We start from the raw sequence: 13,369 nt of genomic DNA, 5'->3' as shown, positions 1-13,369 counted from the left end.
GGAATGAAGCCATGAGCGAAGTGGCGAGACTGATTTCTCCGATTGACGGTTCTGTTTATGCGGAACGTGCCTGCCTCGATCTGGGGCAGGTGCAGGCTGTTGTGTCTGCGGCCAGACAGGCGCAGGCAGGTTGGGCAGCGCTGAGCATTGCCGAGCGCGCAAAATATTGCTCGGCGGCACTCGCTGCTCTGGCTGCAATGAACGACGAGCTGGTGCCGGAGATCGCCTGGCAGATGGGACGGCCGGTACGCTATGGCGGAGAAAATGGCGGCGTGCAGGAGCGCGGCCAATATATGATTAATATAGCCGAAGAGGCGCTTAAGCCTCTGGTACCGGAAGAGAAAGACGGGTTCCGGCGCTATGTGAAGCATGTGCCGCTTGGTGTGGTGATGGTAATTGCGCCGTGGAACTATCCGTATCTCACTGCGGTGAATACGATTATTCCGGCGTTGATGGCGGGCAATACGGTTATCCTCAAACACGCCACGCAAACATTACTGGCCGGTGAGCGCTTTGCCAAAGCTTTTGAAATTGCTGGCTTACCAAAAGGCGTGTTCAGTAATGTGGTGCTGGGACATGCGACGACGGAAGCGCTGCTGGCTTCCGGCACAATTGACCATGTGAATTTCACCGGTTCAGTCGGTGGTGGTCGTGCGATTGAAAAAGCGGCAGCCGGTACTTTCATGAGTATTGGACTGGAGCTTGGCGGTAAAGATCCGGCCTATGTGCTGCCGGATGTTAATGTTGAACATGCGGTTGCCAATCTCGTGGATGGTGCATTTTTCAATTCCGGCCAGTGCTGCTGCGGTATTGAGCGCATCTATGTGCATGAGGCGGTCTATGACAAATTTGTTGATGGTTTCGTTGATCTGACCAGCCAATATGTGGTGGGCAATCCGCTGGATGCCTCCTCAACACTGGGGCCGATGGCACATGCGCGTTTTGCCGATCTGATCCGCGAACAGAAGGCGGAAGCACTGCGTAAGGGGGCAAAAGCCCATATCAATATGCAGGTTGAGAATGACCGTGCCGGTTCGCCTTATATCGCGCCTGAAGTACTGACCAATGTCGATCATCAGATGAGCGTGATGCGCGAAGAAAGCTTCGGGCCGATTGTCGGCATTATGAAGGTGCGCAGCGACGAAGAGGCTGTTGCGCTGATGAATGACAGCAATTTCGGCCTCACAGCATCACTCTGGACACCGGACACGGATCGCGCGGCCAATATTGCCGATCAGATTGAAACCGGCACCGTGTTTATGAACCGCTGTGATTATCTCGATCCGGGTCTGGTCTGGACCGGTGTTAAAGATACGGGCAAGGGTGCTTCGCTGTCTTCTATCGGTTACGGCAATCTCACCCGTCCGAAATCCTATCATCTGCGTGAAAAAATCTGATCTGCCTTTGAATTTTGATGTGAAAGCAAATGCAATGACAACATTGATCTCAAAATGGAATTTTCCGACCACTGTGCTGTTCGGTGCCGGTCGTATTAAAGAATTGCCTGCAGTGCTGAAAGCAGCAGGTATCAGCAATCCTCTCTTCGTTACTGATCCGGGACTGGCGAAACTGCCGGTTGTGGCATCGACTTTGGCAGTTCTGGATGAAGCCGGTGTGAAATACGGCACATTTACCGAAGTGAAGCCTAATCCGGTCGAGAGCAATCTGACAGCCGGTGTTAAGGTCTATAATGACGGTAATCATGATGGTGTGATTGCCTTTGGTGGTGGCTCGGCTCTTGATCTTGGCAAGCTGATTGCGTTTCAGGCCAAGCAGACACGTCCGGTCTGGGATTTTGAAGATATCGGCGATTGGTGGACACGCGCAGACAGCGCAGTGATTGCACCGGTGATTGCAGTGCCGACAACAGCCGGTACCGGCTCGGAAGTTGGTCGCGCCGGTGTGCTGACTAATGAGGCGACACATACCAAGAAGGTGATTTTCCATCCGAAAATGCTGCCGGTGACAGTGATTGCTGATCCTGAGCTTTCCGTTGGCATGCCACCATTCATCACCGCAGGCACAGGGCTGGATGCGCTGGCGCATTGCTTGGAAGCCTATTGCGCACCGGGCTATCACCCGATGGCGGATGGTATTGCGCTGGAAGGTATCCGGCTGGTGTTTGAAAATCTGCCGGTCGCCTATGCAAACGGGCGCGATATTACAGCGCGTGCCAATATGATGGCTGCGGCGGCAATGGGCGCAACAGCTTTCCAGAAGGGGCTTGGCGCTATCCATTCGCTGTCGCATCCGATCGGCGCGCTTTATGATACGCATCACGGCATGACCAATGCAGTCTTTATGCCTTATGTGCTGCATCATAACCGTGCGGCGATTGAAACCCGTATCGGACGGTTGGCTGACTATCTGGGCATTGCAGGTGGCTTTGACGGCTTCGTTGCGGCAGTGATGAAATTGCGCAAAGAGCTGAATGTGCCGGACAGCCTGCCGGAATTTATCAAAGGTCTGGAAATGGATGATGCCCGCAAGGATATGATTGCGGAAATGGCCATTGTTGATCCGACAGCCGGTGGCAATCCGGTTGAACTGACAAAAGAAGGCGCATTGAAGCTGCTTAATCAGGCGCTTAAAGGCACAGTCTGACAGTGTGAGTTGCTGTACAGAATAAGGCGGTAGCATGAAGCTGCCGCCTTTTTATTTTTGGAGCATGGATTATTTGTCGGAGACAAAATCAAAGACCAGCGAGCCCCGATCGGCCAATAGCGGTGCAACAAATTCTTTGAACTTCTGATGTTCCGGATCGTAAAAAGCGGGATCGATCACGGCCGGTGTGCCGACATAATAGTTCCGGTCACCTTCAGAGCGGAATTTGACTATAAATGCCTGATCGAAGCCCTGACCAAGATTTTCAAAACTGTTTTGTCTGCCCGCATGAATGGAAACAATATAAGGCTCACCATTGCGCCTTGCTGTGTGCTTCATATTCCGGAAACGCAGTAAAACGGCCATGCGTTGTGCATCACTTACATCAGGTCTGTAGCGAAACAGGACAATGTGGCGAATGACACCGGGTTTATAATCCGGTGCGGTAAAAATTTCCGGTTTTTCATCCTGCTGGAATGTAACGGGAATATGATTTCCGTGCCAGATAGATTGCGCCTGTGCGGAAGGGGTGAAGAAGAGTAATAATGCTGTGGCTTTAATGAATTGATGCATAATGGCCTCAAAATTTATTTTATGATATTCAATAAGTATTCTGAAATTAAATACACTTTAGTATGAAATATTATGGATTTGAGAAATATACAAAATATGATTTTAATAAAAGTGTTTTTTGTAAGCTGTTGTATTTGTAGTGCAATTGGCGGTTAAATGGCCGGATGCGCCGGCAAAATTACACGATTTTGCCGGCATGAATTGATGCAGTTAAGGGCGTGAGCCTTCTTCAGCCAGCACCGGCACCGGATGGCCGCTTTCATCCACCGCTACCATGGTGAATTCACCTTTTGCAGTCATCAGGCGTTCGCCGCTCATCAGATCTTCCGACCAGAGTTCGGTGGAAACAACCACAGAGCTGCGACCGGATTTGATGACTTTAGAGACGAGTTCAAGAATAGAACCCACACGCACCGGATATTTGAAATCCATTCTGCGGGAAGAAGCCAGCACGGTTGGCAGGCGGCAATAACGGGTAGCGGCAATGAAAGCACTTTTGCTCATTTCAGCCATAGCCTCGCCACCGAACATGGTGCCATAGGAATTGGCCTGATCCGCAAAAACCACATCCGACATACGTAAAAGTGTCGGCTGGTCGTCAATAATCTCTGCTGTTTCTGTCTTCGGCATAGGCGGCAGGCTCCATGCTTTGTCTTTTGTCAGCTCCGTCTTGGCAACCATGTGGAACAGTCCGCGGGTACAGAGCACACGCTCGCCGCCGATCATATTTTCTGCCACCATTTCCACTTCAACCGAAAGCGAGGTGCGGCCGACACGGATAACTCTGGCAGTCAGTTCAACAATCTGCCCGAGCTTAACCGGCGCTGTATAATCAATACGTTCGCAGGAGGCGGTTACAAAAGGCACGCGGCCATGACGGGTGGCCGCAATGAACGCTACGCGATCCATCAGCGCAAAGCCTGCACCGCCGAATAATGTGCCGTGATGATTGGTGTCTCCGGGGAAAACAACTGTCACGAGACGTGAAATCAGTGGCACATCCTGACCATAAATCATCTCATCAGATGGTTGGATTTTCTGGTCATCATTCAGGGGCGCTGTCATGGATTTGTCCTTGCATGCCTTTGTCGGGTCGCAGAAGGCATGTCCTTATCCGGTATTTAAACACTAGAGCGGTTTACGTCCAGATTGGATCACAGTGCTCGCTCTAGATTCATTTAATTGTCGCATGTTCGCGGACGCTCAATGAGTCCATTTAGCTGCGACATACTCTATCTGTCGCGCTTTTACGGTGCATAAGGCCATTACACAAGGTTTGGTGCAGGCATAGTGATGCCGGTTATTGACCCGTTATATCAGGAAGATATTCCATCTTATTGTTTTTCAATATTCAATCCGTATTTGTCACATAATGAAAAAGCCGTGATAGTGGGGACTGTCACGACCTTTATCAAATTACCTTTATTGTCAGGCGGCAGCGCGCAGCTGACGGGCAGCTTCCACCAGATTAACCAGCGCCGGCTTGGTTTCTGCCCAACCGCGGGTTTTCAGGCCGCAATCGGGATTAACCCAAATCTGCTGCGCTTTGAGTTTCCGGGCTGCTTTCTCGATCAGATCGACCATTTCTTCCACATCAGGAATACGTGGCGAGTGAATGTCATAGACACCCGGGCCGATTTCATTCGGATAACCCTGTTCAGAGAACGCGCTTAGCAGTTCCATCTTGGAGCGGGAGGTTTCAATCGAAATCACATCGGCATCCAGCGCCGCAATTGCAGGCATAATATCGTTGAATTCCGAGTAGCACATATGAGTGTGGATCTGGGTTTCGTCTTTCACACCTGCGGCACTGAGACGGAACGCTGTCACAGCCCATTCCAGATAGGCTGCCCAATCGCTTTTACGCAGCGGCAAACCTTCACGCAGCGCCGGTTCATCAATCTGGATAATGCTGATACCTGCGGCTTCCAGATCAGTCACTTCATCACGCAACGCCAGAGCAATCTGAAGGCAGACTTCCGAACGTGGCAGATCATCGCGCACGAATGACCATTGCAGCATGGTGACAGGGCCGGTGAGCATACCTTTCATCGGCTTGTCGGTTTTGCTCTGGGCGAATTTTGCCCATTCAACCGTCATGGCAACCGGACGGGAAACATCACCATAGATTACCGGAGGGCGCACATAGCGCGAGCCGTAGCTTTGTACCCAGCCGGATTGGGTGAAGGCATAGCCGTCGAGCTGTTCGCCGAAATATTGCACCATGTCATTGCGTTCAAATTCGCCGTGAACCAGAACGTCAATGCCGATTTCCTCCTGCCAGCGGATTGCTGTTTCGGTTTCCTGCTCAAGGAAGGTCTGATAGTCGGCAGCAGACAATTCGCCTTTGGTGAAGCGCGAACGTGCCTGACGAACCTCTGTTGTCTGCGGGAAAGAGCCGATGGTTGTTGTCGGGTAAAGCGGCAGTTTCAGATGATTTGCCTGCAATTTGACGCGTGTATCAAACGGGCTGTTACGATGCGACTGTGCATCGGTAATCGCTGCAACGCGTGCCTGCACTGTTTTATTATTGACTTTGGCTGAGGCCTTGCGGGCGGCAATAGCTTCATCCGAGGCTTTCAATGCGGGCTCAGTAGCTTCCGGATTGTCGCCAAGAACTGTGCCAAGCACGGCAAGTTCCTCCAGTTTCTGCACAGCAAAAGCCAATGACTGACGGATTTCCGCATCGAGTTTCTTCTCCGATGTCAGATCAATCGGCACATGCAGTAACGAACAGGATGGTGCAATCTGCACAGTATCGGTGCCACGCTTGGCGATGACTGATTTCACTCGCTCGCTAATGCCACGCAGATCAGCTCGCCAGATATTGCGGCCGTCGATCACACCGAGCGAAAGCACCAGATCGGGGCGGGCGATTTTAGCAGCGGCATCAAGATCCTGTGGTGCGCGAACCAGATCAAGATGCAAACCGGCAACCGGCAGTGTGATAGCGGTCAGCAGATTGTCGCCATAGGAGCCGAAATAATTGGCCAGCAGGATTTTCAGTTCCGGCAGTTTTCCCGCCAGAAACTCATAGCCCGTGCGGATGGCTTCGTGATCGCGGGCATCGAGATCAAGGCTCAGAACCGGCTCGTCAATCTGCACCCAGTCAGCACCTGCCGCATGAAGCTGCGCAAGAATTTCCGCATAGACTGGCAGCAGGGATTCCAGTGTCTTGTTCAGATCAAAACTTGCATCGTTGGATTTGCCGAGCTTGAGGAAAGAGACAGGCCCGAGCAGAACAGGGCGGGTATGGATGCCGAGTTCTTTGGCTTCGTTGAATTCGTTGAGTGCTTTATTGTCGGTCAGGGTGAATGTCTGATCCGCGCTGAATTCCGGCACCATGTAATGATAATTGGTGTCGAACCATTTGGTCATTTCCAGCGCAGGCACGCCATTACCGGAGGCGCCGTTGCCGTGATCGCGGCCGCAGCTGCAGCTTGCCAGTTCTATCGGTATAATGACCTTACCCCCGCGTGCCAGTGCGAAATAGGTGTCCAGATCAACCTTGCCGCTTTTCCAGCCATAGGCTGCCGGAATAACGCCGAGCGTTACAGCCAGATCAAGCACATGGTCATAGAGGGAGAAGTCATTGGACGGAATGTTCTTAATGCCTTTTTCCTGCTGCAGTTTCCAGTTGGCGGCGCGCAAGGATTTGGCCGTGGCAAGCAGGTCTTGCTGTGAGGATTTGCCTGCCCAGTAGGATTCAAGGGCGAATTTGAGTTCGCGCTGTTTTCCGATACGCGGAAAACCGAGATTGGCTGTAGTAATGGTCATTTCAATACCCCGACGAATGCTGGCAAATTATTGCTTCGGACAGGAGGCGCGCAGCCCTTTCTGTCTCTTAAAAATGTAACGGGCAGGTTCCTGGCTTGCGGGTTATCCTTCGCTTCCGGTCTTCCCGAAATGTTGCCATTTCAGTTGCCTGAAAGCCGATCCGTTGGCCGCACCGCATTCCCTCTTAGCTTTCATACAATCGGGCAAAGGTTTGGGAGGATTGCGCAATTGCAGGAAGAACCACGATATAGAGAGACTGCCTCATCAAAAAACGAATGTCAATAATGATATAAAGATTTGTTTATATGGATATATAGTTATAAATTGCATTAAATTGCGCATTAATGCGCAAAAAATCATTGGCAGGACATAGAACTGAAATCCCGCTGATACGAATCAAGTGGTGAAAATATGCGCCGACAGGGATTTGTGCGGACACGGTGTCAGATTATTTTTCTAATATACATTTCCGCGTCAGCACATGTCGCATTAATCATGTGCTTACGGTCTGATATTGTGCTGATTTTGCATAATGTCAGTATAGCTGTCATATTTTTATTGCGCGAATGGCTGGCAAAAGTTATGCAAAACGTAATTTTTCATGCTGCAATCGCAAGAAAGGGAAATTTCGATGTCGCAGGATAATCCTCTCGAAAATGCACTCGTTCGTCTTGATGAAGCCGCCAGCCATCTGGATATTGACGCGGATGTTATCGAAAAGCTGAAATTTGCCCGAGAGACTACCAAGGTGCGACTGATGATCCGTATGGATGACGGATCTCGAAAATCCTTTATTGCATGGCGTTGCCGTTATGATGACACACGCGGCCCGACAAAAGGCGGCATCCGTTACCATCCTGAATCAACAGCTGAAGAAGTGGAAACGCTGGCTTTCTGGATGACCTTCAAATGCGCAGTGATGAATCTGCCTTATGGCGGCGGCAAGGGTGCAATTCAGGTTGATCCACGTAAACTCTCCAAGGCAGAGCTGGAACGGTTGTCACGTGCTTATATTCAGGCTTTTGCCCGTATTCTGGGGCCTGACCGCGATATTCCTGCACCGGATGTTTACACCAATTCGATGATTATGGGCTGGATGGCTGACGAATATTCGCAGATTGTCGGCCAGTCATCGCCTGCGGTAATTACCGGTAAGCCGATTGCGCTCGGCGGTTCGCTTGGTCGTGATGATGCAACAGCGCGGGGCGGTTTCTATCTGGTGCGTCATCTGGCTGCCGATCTCGGGCTGTCAGAAGAACTGCATGTCACCATTCAGGGTTTTGGTAATGCCGGTCAGCATATGGCCAAGCTGATGACCAGTGATGGTCATAAGATTGTTGCGGTGTCGGATTCTGAGGGCGCGGTTTATTGTGCATCCGGTCTGGATGTTGCCGCACTGATCCATGCGAAGCAGAATGGCCGTTCGGTACTGGCAACAGTCGGGCATGGCGGTCATGAGGCACTGGTATCGGAAGATCTGGTCGGCGTTGCCTGCGATGTGCTGGTGCCTGCGGCGATGGAAGATATGATCCATACGCGCAATGCCGCTTCTGTGAAAGCCAAGCTGATTGTGGAACTGGCCAATGGTCCTGTGACACCGGAAGCCGATGCTATTCTGGAAAAAATGGGCGTGACCATTCTGCCGGATATTTTGGCCAATGCCGGTGGTGTAACCGTTTCTTATTTTGAGTGGGTCCAGAACCGCCAGTGCTATTACTGGGAGCTGGAAGAAATCCATTCGCGTTTACGCGTGATTATGGAGCGGGAAGGTCGCGCTATCTGGAATGTTGCCAAGGACAAAGGCGTAACCATGCGCACCGCCGCTTATGTTCATGCGCTGCTGCGTCTCTCGCAGGCGATTGAAGCACACGGCACGCAAAGTGACTTTGTTGCCTGAAAAGGTAACGGGAATTGATCCCCGATGCATATACAAAATATAATGAAGGCCGGTGAAAACCGGCCTTTTCCATTTTATAAAGAAGATGAAATATCTAATTGATTATTTTAAAGATTGTTTCCAGAAAAGAATGATTTTTCCGAGTGTAACACCGGCAATAGCACCCGCGGATTTGACGATGAAATCCGAGATTTCACCATGTCTGTCCGGCGTCAGGCGCTGCATCAGTTCAAACAAACCAGCAGCAGAAATTAGCATAATCAGAACCAGCGCCCAGCGCTTCGGATAGGCCAGACAAAACAACAGGCCGATCACCAGCAGCATTGTAAAACGCTCAGCTGTAACATAGCCCGGAATATGCGGGCGAAAGCCGATCGGACTAATGGTGACTGCAAGAAGCAAGGCCAGCATCAACCAGGCAAGAACAGGCAATAAAGGAAAACGACGCATTTATTCCTCGTCAGTCGGTAGCTGCTGGGTTTCATCCTCATTGCAGGGAAGATACAGCATTTCGGTAAACAGCGTTTTGACGGTCTCGCCGAGAAGGAAATCACGGCCGGCGATTTCATCGACGCCGATGCACCATTGCACGCCACGCGGGGAAAGCCCGAACTCCGTCGAGAGATAGGATTTGGCATATTCTACGCCGTCTGCGCAATCTGTCTGACGGGTGTCTTTACAAAACCCGCCTTCCTGAGCAAGCTGTTTCAGAGACTGCTGTCCGGCAGACATTGTATAGAAATAGGTGCCAGCGCAGGATGCTGCGACCACACCACCAATGCCGATCAATGCAATGACTGCTTTTCTCATCGTAAACCTGTCTGGAGCGGGTTTGGAAGGCTTCTGTCTGCCGCCTTAGCACGGAGGGGGATTGAGGGCTAGAGCATTTCACAGTCAAGTTGGGTCAACTCGACGCTCTTAAATTCGCCAAGTTGGATCAACTTGACGGCTGTGAAAATGCGACCAAATAAAGAATCTAGAGCGGACGCTATGGTTCAATCTGAACGCAAACCGCTCTAGACTACGCTTGAATGAATTATGACAGCTTTACAGGGCAGATTTATGGATCAGTGCTTTTTGCCCGTATTTCAGCTGTGTTGCACATCGGACATATTGGCGATGATAAGTCATTTTTCCGGTGGTTTGCTGCGGTGCAGTACCTTGTTATTATGCTTATGGCTTTTTATAGAGTTGCTGTGCGCATTGCACAGATACGACACAAAACGGATATACAGTTCTGTTAGACGCTGTTTTCCGGATTGCGTTCTTTCCCGTCCATTTTCTGCTCTCTCACTGAAACGGTTCATATGCAGCACACTGACCCGTCCCAAAATATTGATTCCGAAAAACATATCCGCGACGATGTGTATGATGAGGACGGTTCTGTCAGTGAGGCGCTTGTAACCCGTATTGAGGCTGCGCTTGAAGCGCGCGATGCCGATCTTCTGCGCGATGAAGTGCGCGATCTGCACCCTTCAGAACTTGGCCATTTGCTTGAAGCTCTGGATGCCACTGAGCGTCAGTCGCTGGTGGAATTGCTCGGCGAGGAATTTGACTTTGAAGCGCTGACCGAGGTTGATGAAGCGATCCGTCTTGAGATCGTGGATGCCATGCCCAACGAGCAGATTGCCGAGGGCGTGCAGGAACTCGATTCCGATGATGCGGTTTATATTCTTGAGGATATGGACCAGCAGGATCAGGACGAGATTCTGGCCAAGCTGCCATTTACCGAGCGTATCCGGTTGCGTCGTGCGCTGGAATATCCGGAAGACAGTGCAGGGCGCCGTATGCAGACGGAATTTGTCGCCGTGCCGCCATTCTGGACGATCGGGCAGACGATTGACTATATGCGCGAGGATAATGATCTGCCGGACAGGTTTTCGCAGGTTTTTGTAATCGATCCGGCTTTTCATCTGCTTGGCACGATTGATCTTGACCGCCTGTTGCGTGTGCAGCGTGTTGTGCGTGTGGAAGATCTGATGGTTGAGGCACGCCACGCTATTCCCGCGACGATGGATCAGGAAGAAGCGGCGCAGATTTTTGAACAATATAACCTGCTGTCCACCGCTGTTCTCGATGAGAATGAACGTCTCGTCGGCGTGCTGACGATTGACGATGTGGTGGATGTTATTCAGGAAGAAGCCGAAGAAGACATCATGCGTCTCGGTGGTGTGGGTGATGAAGAACTGTCCGACAGCTTCATGACGATTGCCCGCTCGCGCTCGCCGTGGCTGTTCGTCAATCTGTTTACGGCTTTTCTGTCTGCCTCAGTGATTGGTCTGTTTGACGGGACAATCCAGCAAATGGTCGCGCTGGCAGTGCTGATGCCGATTGTTGCCTCAATGGGCGGTAATGCAGCGACCCAGACGATGACAGTGACTGTGCGTGCAATTGCCACCCGTAATATTGATATTCACAATGCGGCACGCGTTATCCGCCGTGAGGCGCTGATCGGGCTGCTGAACGGCATGATGTTTGCAATTATGATCGGCACAGTTGCGGGTTATTGGTTTGATAACTGGCATCTCGGCGGCATTATTGGCAGTGCAATGATTATCAATATGCTGGCGGCAGCCTTGGGCGGTATTCTCATTCCGCTGCTGCTGCACCGTCTGGGGGCGGATCCGGCCATTGCATCTGCGGTTTTTGTGACCACAGTGACGGATGTGATCGGCTTCTTCGCCTTTCTCGGTCTGGCGACCTGGTGGTTCGGCTTCTCGTTCTCTTAAATCCTGTGTGTTTTAAAGTTGCGTAATATGCGTCTTATGCGATTTTTTGTTGCGTATTTTTTATTATTTAATATTGAATGATATTTTGCTTTGTGAGCGGGGATTTTCGCGATTTACAGCAAAAATGAGATTTTTACAGGCCGGATTGTTTTTCGGGCACTCCCAAAAACAATCCGGCAATGACTATCAAGCAATTGCGAATGAAATATTGACTTTTACGTAAATGCGATGTCACAAAGAGAAGAAAACAAGTTGGTGGACTGAATGCGTGAATATTATTCGATTACGGAGCTGACGAGGGAGTTTGGGATTTCCACACGAACTCTGCGCTTTTATGAAGACGAGGGGTTAATTCATCCTCTGCGTCGTGGTCGGACACGTCTTTTCCGTCCTTCAGACCGGCATTTGCTTAAACAGATTATGCGTGGCAAACGGCTCGGCTTTTCGATTGCTGAAATTCACGAAATTATCCAGATGTATCGCGAACCGCCGGGTGAGGCCGGTCAGCTGCGTCTGCTCATTAAGCGCGTTGAAGAAAAGCGCGAGGATTTACGCCAGAAACGCCGCGATATTGACGAGACATTGAGCGAGTTGGATCAGGTTGAAGAAGCCTGCATCGGACGTATGGCTGAGCTGGGTGTGCGTACCTGACAGCGAGTTTTAATTAAGCGGAAGGGCAGTCTATTCTTATTGAACAGGCTGCCCTTCTTGCGTTTTAGCGACACATTGCGCGGAGAATGTGCTGAGTTTTTCGCGCTCTTCATCTGTTGTGGTGCTGCTTTTCAAGAGATTGGTCAGCTGGTTGCTCTGGATATTTTCCAGCATACAACCACAATAGATCCGGCATAGTTGCGGATCGCTGTCGGCACTGCACTGAACAGTGCATTGCTGGACAAAATTGGCCGCCTGAATTGCCGGTGATGGCGGAAAGATTGCCGAAACCCCATAGAGCAGACCGATCAGAGCCGGTTGATGCACCAGATAAAAGATCAGGCTGTGACGGCCGATAAAGATGAGCAGGCGTTCCAGCCATTGCGGTTTGATCCCGCCTTGCAGCAAGCGCAGCAAACCGGTTGACTGCATGATGCGCGCCGCCGCAATGCCAAGCAGCACTGCGCCAAACCACGGAAACAGCGGCACATAATCGTTGGAAACCGGATTAACGGTCGAAAGGCCAACCCACCACAGTGCCGGATGGTCGAAAATTTCTGCGCGGAAATAAACCGGTGTTGCTATGATTGCTGCGGCCAGTGCAATAGTGATCCATACGGGCATGCGCAGGAATAACAGGCCGAGCAGGCTTGCCAGTGCGATCTGATGCAGAATGCCGAAGAAGATAAAGCCTTGCGGCATGAAAAACCATGTCAGCAGGCTGATTGCGGCGGCGGCAATAACCACTTGCGCCAGACGTTTGAAAAATGGCTGCCAGCGAATGGTGCGGTCATGGGCAAGCACCAGACTGAAACCGACCAGAAACAGAAAGCTGGAAGCAATGCAGCGGGCAAAAATCCGCCACCAGCCCTGACTGGCGCTGCCTTGCACCAGATAACCGAAAAATTCCAGATCCCAGCCGAAATGATAGATCGCCATGGCAATCAGTGCCAGCCCGCGGGCAATATCCAGTCGTCCGAGACGTGAGCCGGATTTCATGGGTGTTTCAGCGTTAAGGGCAGTGCTGGCCGGATTCATTGCAGACTTTCAGCTGATGCGTTTGTACGGATTTGATTGCCTATAGCTATAATGAGTTCATGCCGGTGACAAGCTGACAGATGACAGGAGATTTGTCGTG

At 51.1% G+C, this 13,369-nt stretch carries 11 protein-coding genes; 5 read left to right on the top strand and 6 right to left on the bottom strand.

Features of this window, described 5'->3' with window-relative positions; all coding sequences use genetic code 11:
* Positions 1–11 precede the first annotated feature (11 nt).
* Positions 12–1,397, top strand: coding sequence for an aldehyde dehydrogenase family protein (locus tag KHQ09_RS10225; RefSeq protein ID WP_213598089.1), 1,386 nt, complete (start codon positions 12–14; stop codon positions 1,395–1,397).
* Positions 1,398–1,431: 34 nt separating this feature from the next.
* Positions 1,432–2,604, top strand: coding sequence for an iron-containing alcohol dehydrogenase (locus KHQ09_RS10220; protein ID WP_213598087.1), 1,173 nt, complete (start codon positions 1,432–1,434; stop codon positions 2,602–2,604).
* A gap of 69 nt (positions 2,605–2,673) precedes the next feature.
* On the opposite strand, the gene KHQ09_RS10215 is transcribed toward KHQ09_RS10220, so the two are convergent.
* The 3 genes from KHQ09_RS10215 to metE all read right to left on the bottom strand — a co-directional run bounded on the left by KHQ09_RS10215 (position 2,674) and on the right by metE (position 6,954).
* Positions 2,674–3,177, bottom strand: a complete 504-nt coding sequence (locus KHQ09_RS10215; protein ID WP_213598085.1) for a Dabb family protein — start codon at positions 3,175–3,177, stop codon at positions 2,674–2,676.
* Between the two features lie 210 nt (positions 3,178–3,387).
* Positions 3,388–4,242, bottom strand: coding sequence for an acyl-CoA thioesterase (locus tag KHQ09_RS10210; RefSeq protein ID WP_225684807.1), 855 nt, complete (start codon positions 4,240–4,242; stop codon positions 3,388–3,390).
* 363 nt (positions 4,243–4,605) lie between these two features.
* Positions 4,606–6,954 carry a 5-methyltetrahydropteroyltriglutamate--homocysteine S-methyltransferase gene (gene metE / locus KHQ09_RS10205; RefSeq protein WP_213598083.1) on the bottom strand — a complete coding sequence of 783 codons (2,349 nt, stop codon included), beginning with the start codon at positions 6,952–6,954 and terminating at the stop codon, positions 4,606–4,608.
* A gap of 631 nt (positions 6,955–7,585) precedes the next feature.
* Between metE and KHQ09_RS10200 the strand changes: the two genes are divergently transcribed.
* Positions 7,586–8,851 carry a Glu/Leu/Phe/Val family dehydrogenase gene (locus tag KHQ09_RS10200; protein WP_213598081.1) on the top strand — a complete coding sequence of 422 codons (1,266 nt, stop codon included), beginning with the start codon at positions 7,586–7,588 and terminating at the stop codon, positions 8,849–8,851.
* A gap of 102 nt (positions 8,852–8,953) precedes the next feature.
* Here KHQ09_RS10200 and KHQ09_RS10195 read toward each other — a convergent pair whose 3' ends face one another.
* Together KHQ09_RS10195 and KHQ09_RS10190 are read right to left on the bottom strand one after the other, a co-directional pair.
* Positions 8,954–9,301: a VanZ family protein gene (locus KHQ09_RS10195; RefSeq protein ID WP_213598079.1), complete on the bottom strand. Its 348-nt coding sequence runs from the start codon at positions 9,299–9,301 to the stop codon at positions 8,954–8,956.
* Positions 9,302–9,661 (bottom strand): hypothetical protein, encoded by a 360-nt coding sequence (locus KHQ09_RS10190; protein ID WP_022711934.1) that lies wholly within the window; start codon positions 9,659–9,661, stop codon positions 9,302–9,304.
* Positions 9,662–10,158: 497 nt separating this feature from the next.
* Here KHQ09_RS10190 and mgtE point away from each other — a divergent pair, with 497 nt between their 5' ends.
* Together mgtE and KHQ09_RS10180 are read left to right on the top strand one after the other, a co-directional pair.
* Entirely contained in the window at positions 10,159–11,580 is a 1,422-nt protein-coding gene (gene mgtE, locus KHQ09_RS10185; RefSeq protein WP_116087907.1) for a magnesium transporter, read from the top strand.
* 264 nt (positions 11,581–11,844) lie between these two features.
* Positions 11,845–12,231 carry a MerR family transcriptional regulator gene (locus KHQ09_RS10180; protein ID WP_022711931.1) on the top strand — a complete coding sequence of 129 codons (387 nt, stop codon included), beginning with the start codon at positions 11,845–11,847 and terminating at the stop codon, positions 12,229–12,231.
* A 36-nt stretch (positions 12,232–12,267) separates the two neighbouring features.
* On the opposite strand, the gene KHQ09_RS10175 is transcribed toward KHQ09_RS10180, so the two are convergent.
* Positions 12,268–13,230, bottom strand: coding sequence for a heparan-alpha-glucosaminide N-acetyltransferase (locus KHQ09_RS10175; protein WP_213598077.1), 963 nt, complete (start codon positions 13,228–13,230; stop codon positions 12,268–12,270).
* Positions 13,231–13,369 lie beyond the last annotated feature (139 nt).

Origin of the sequence: Pseudochrobactrum algeriensis (assembly GCF_018436245.1) — a bacterium.
GTDB classification, from domain to species: Bacteria; Pseudomonadota; Alphaproteobacteria; order Rhizobiales; family Rhizobiaceae; genus Pseudochrobactrum; species Pseudochrobactrum saccharolyticum.
This window is presented reverse-complemented; position numbering and strand designations above follow the sequence as displayed.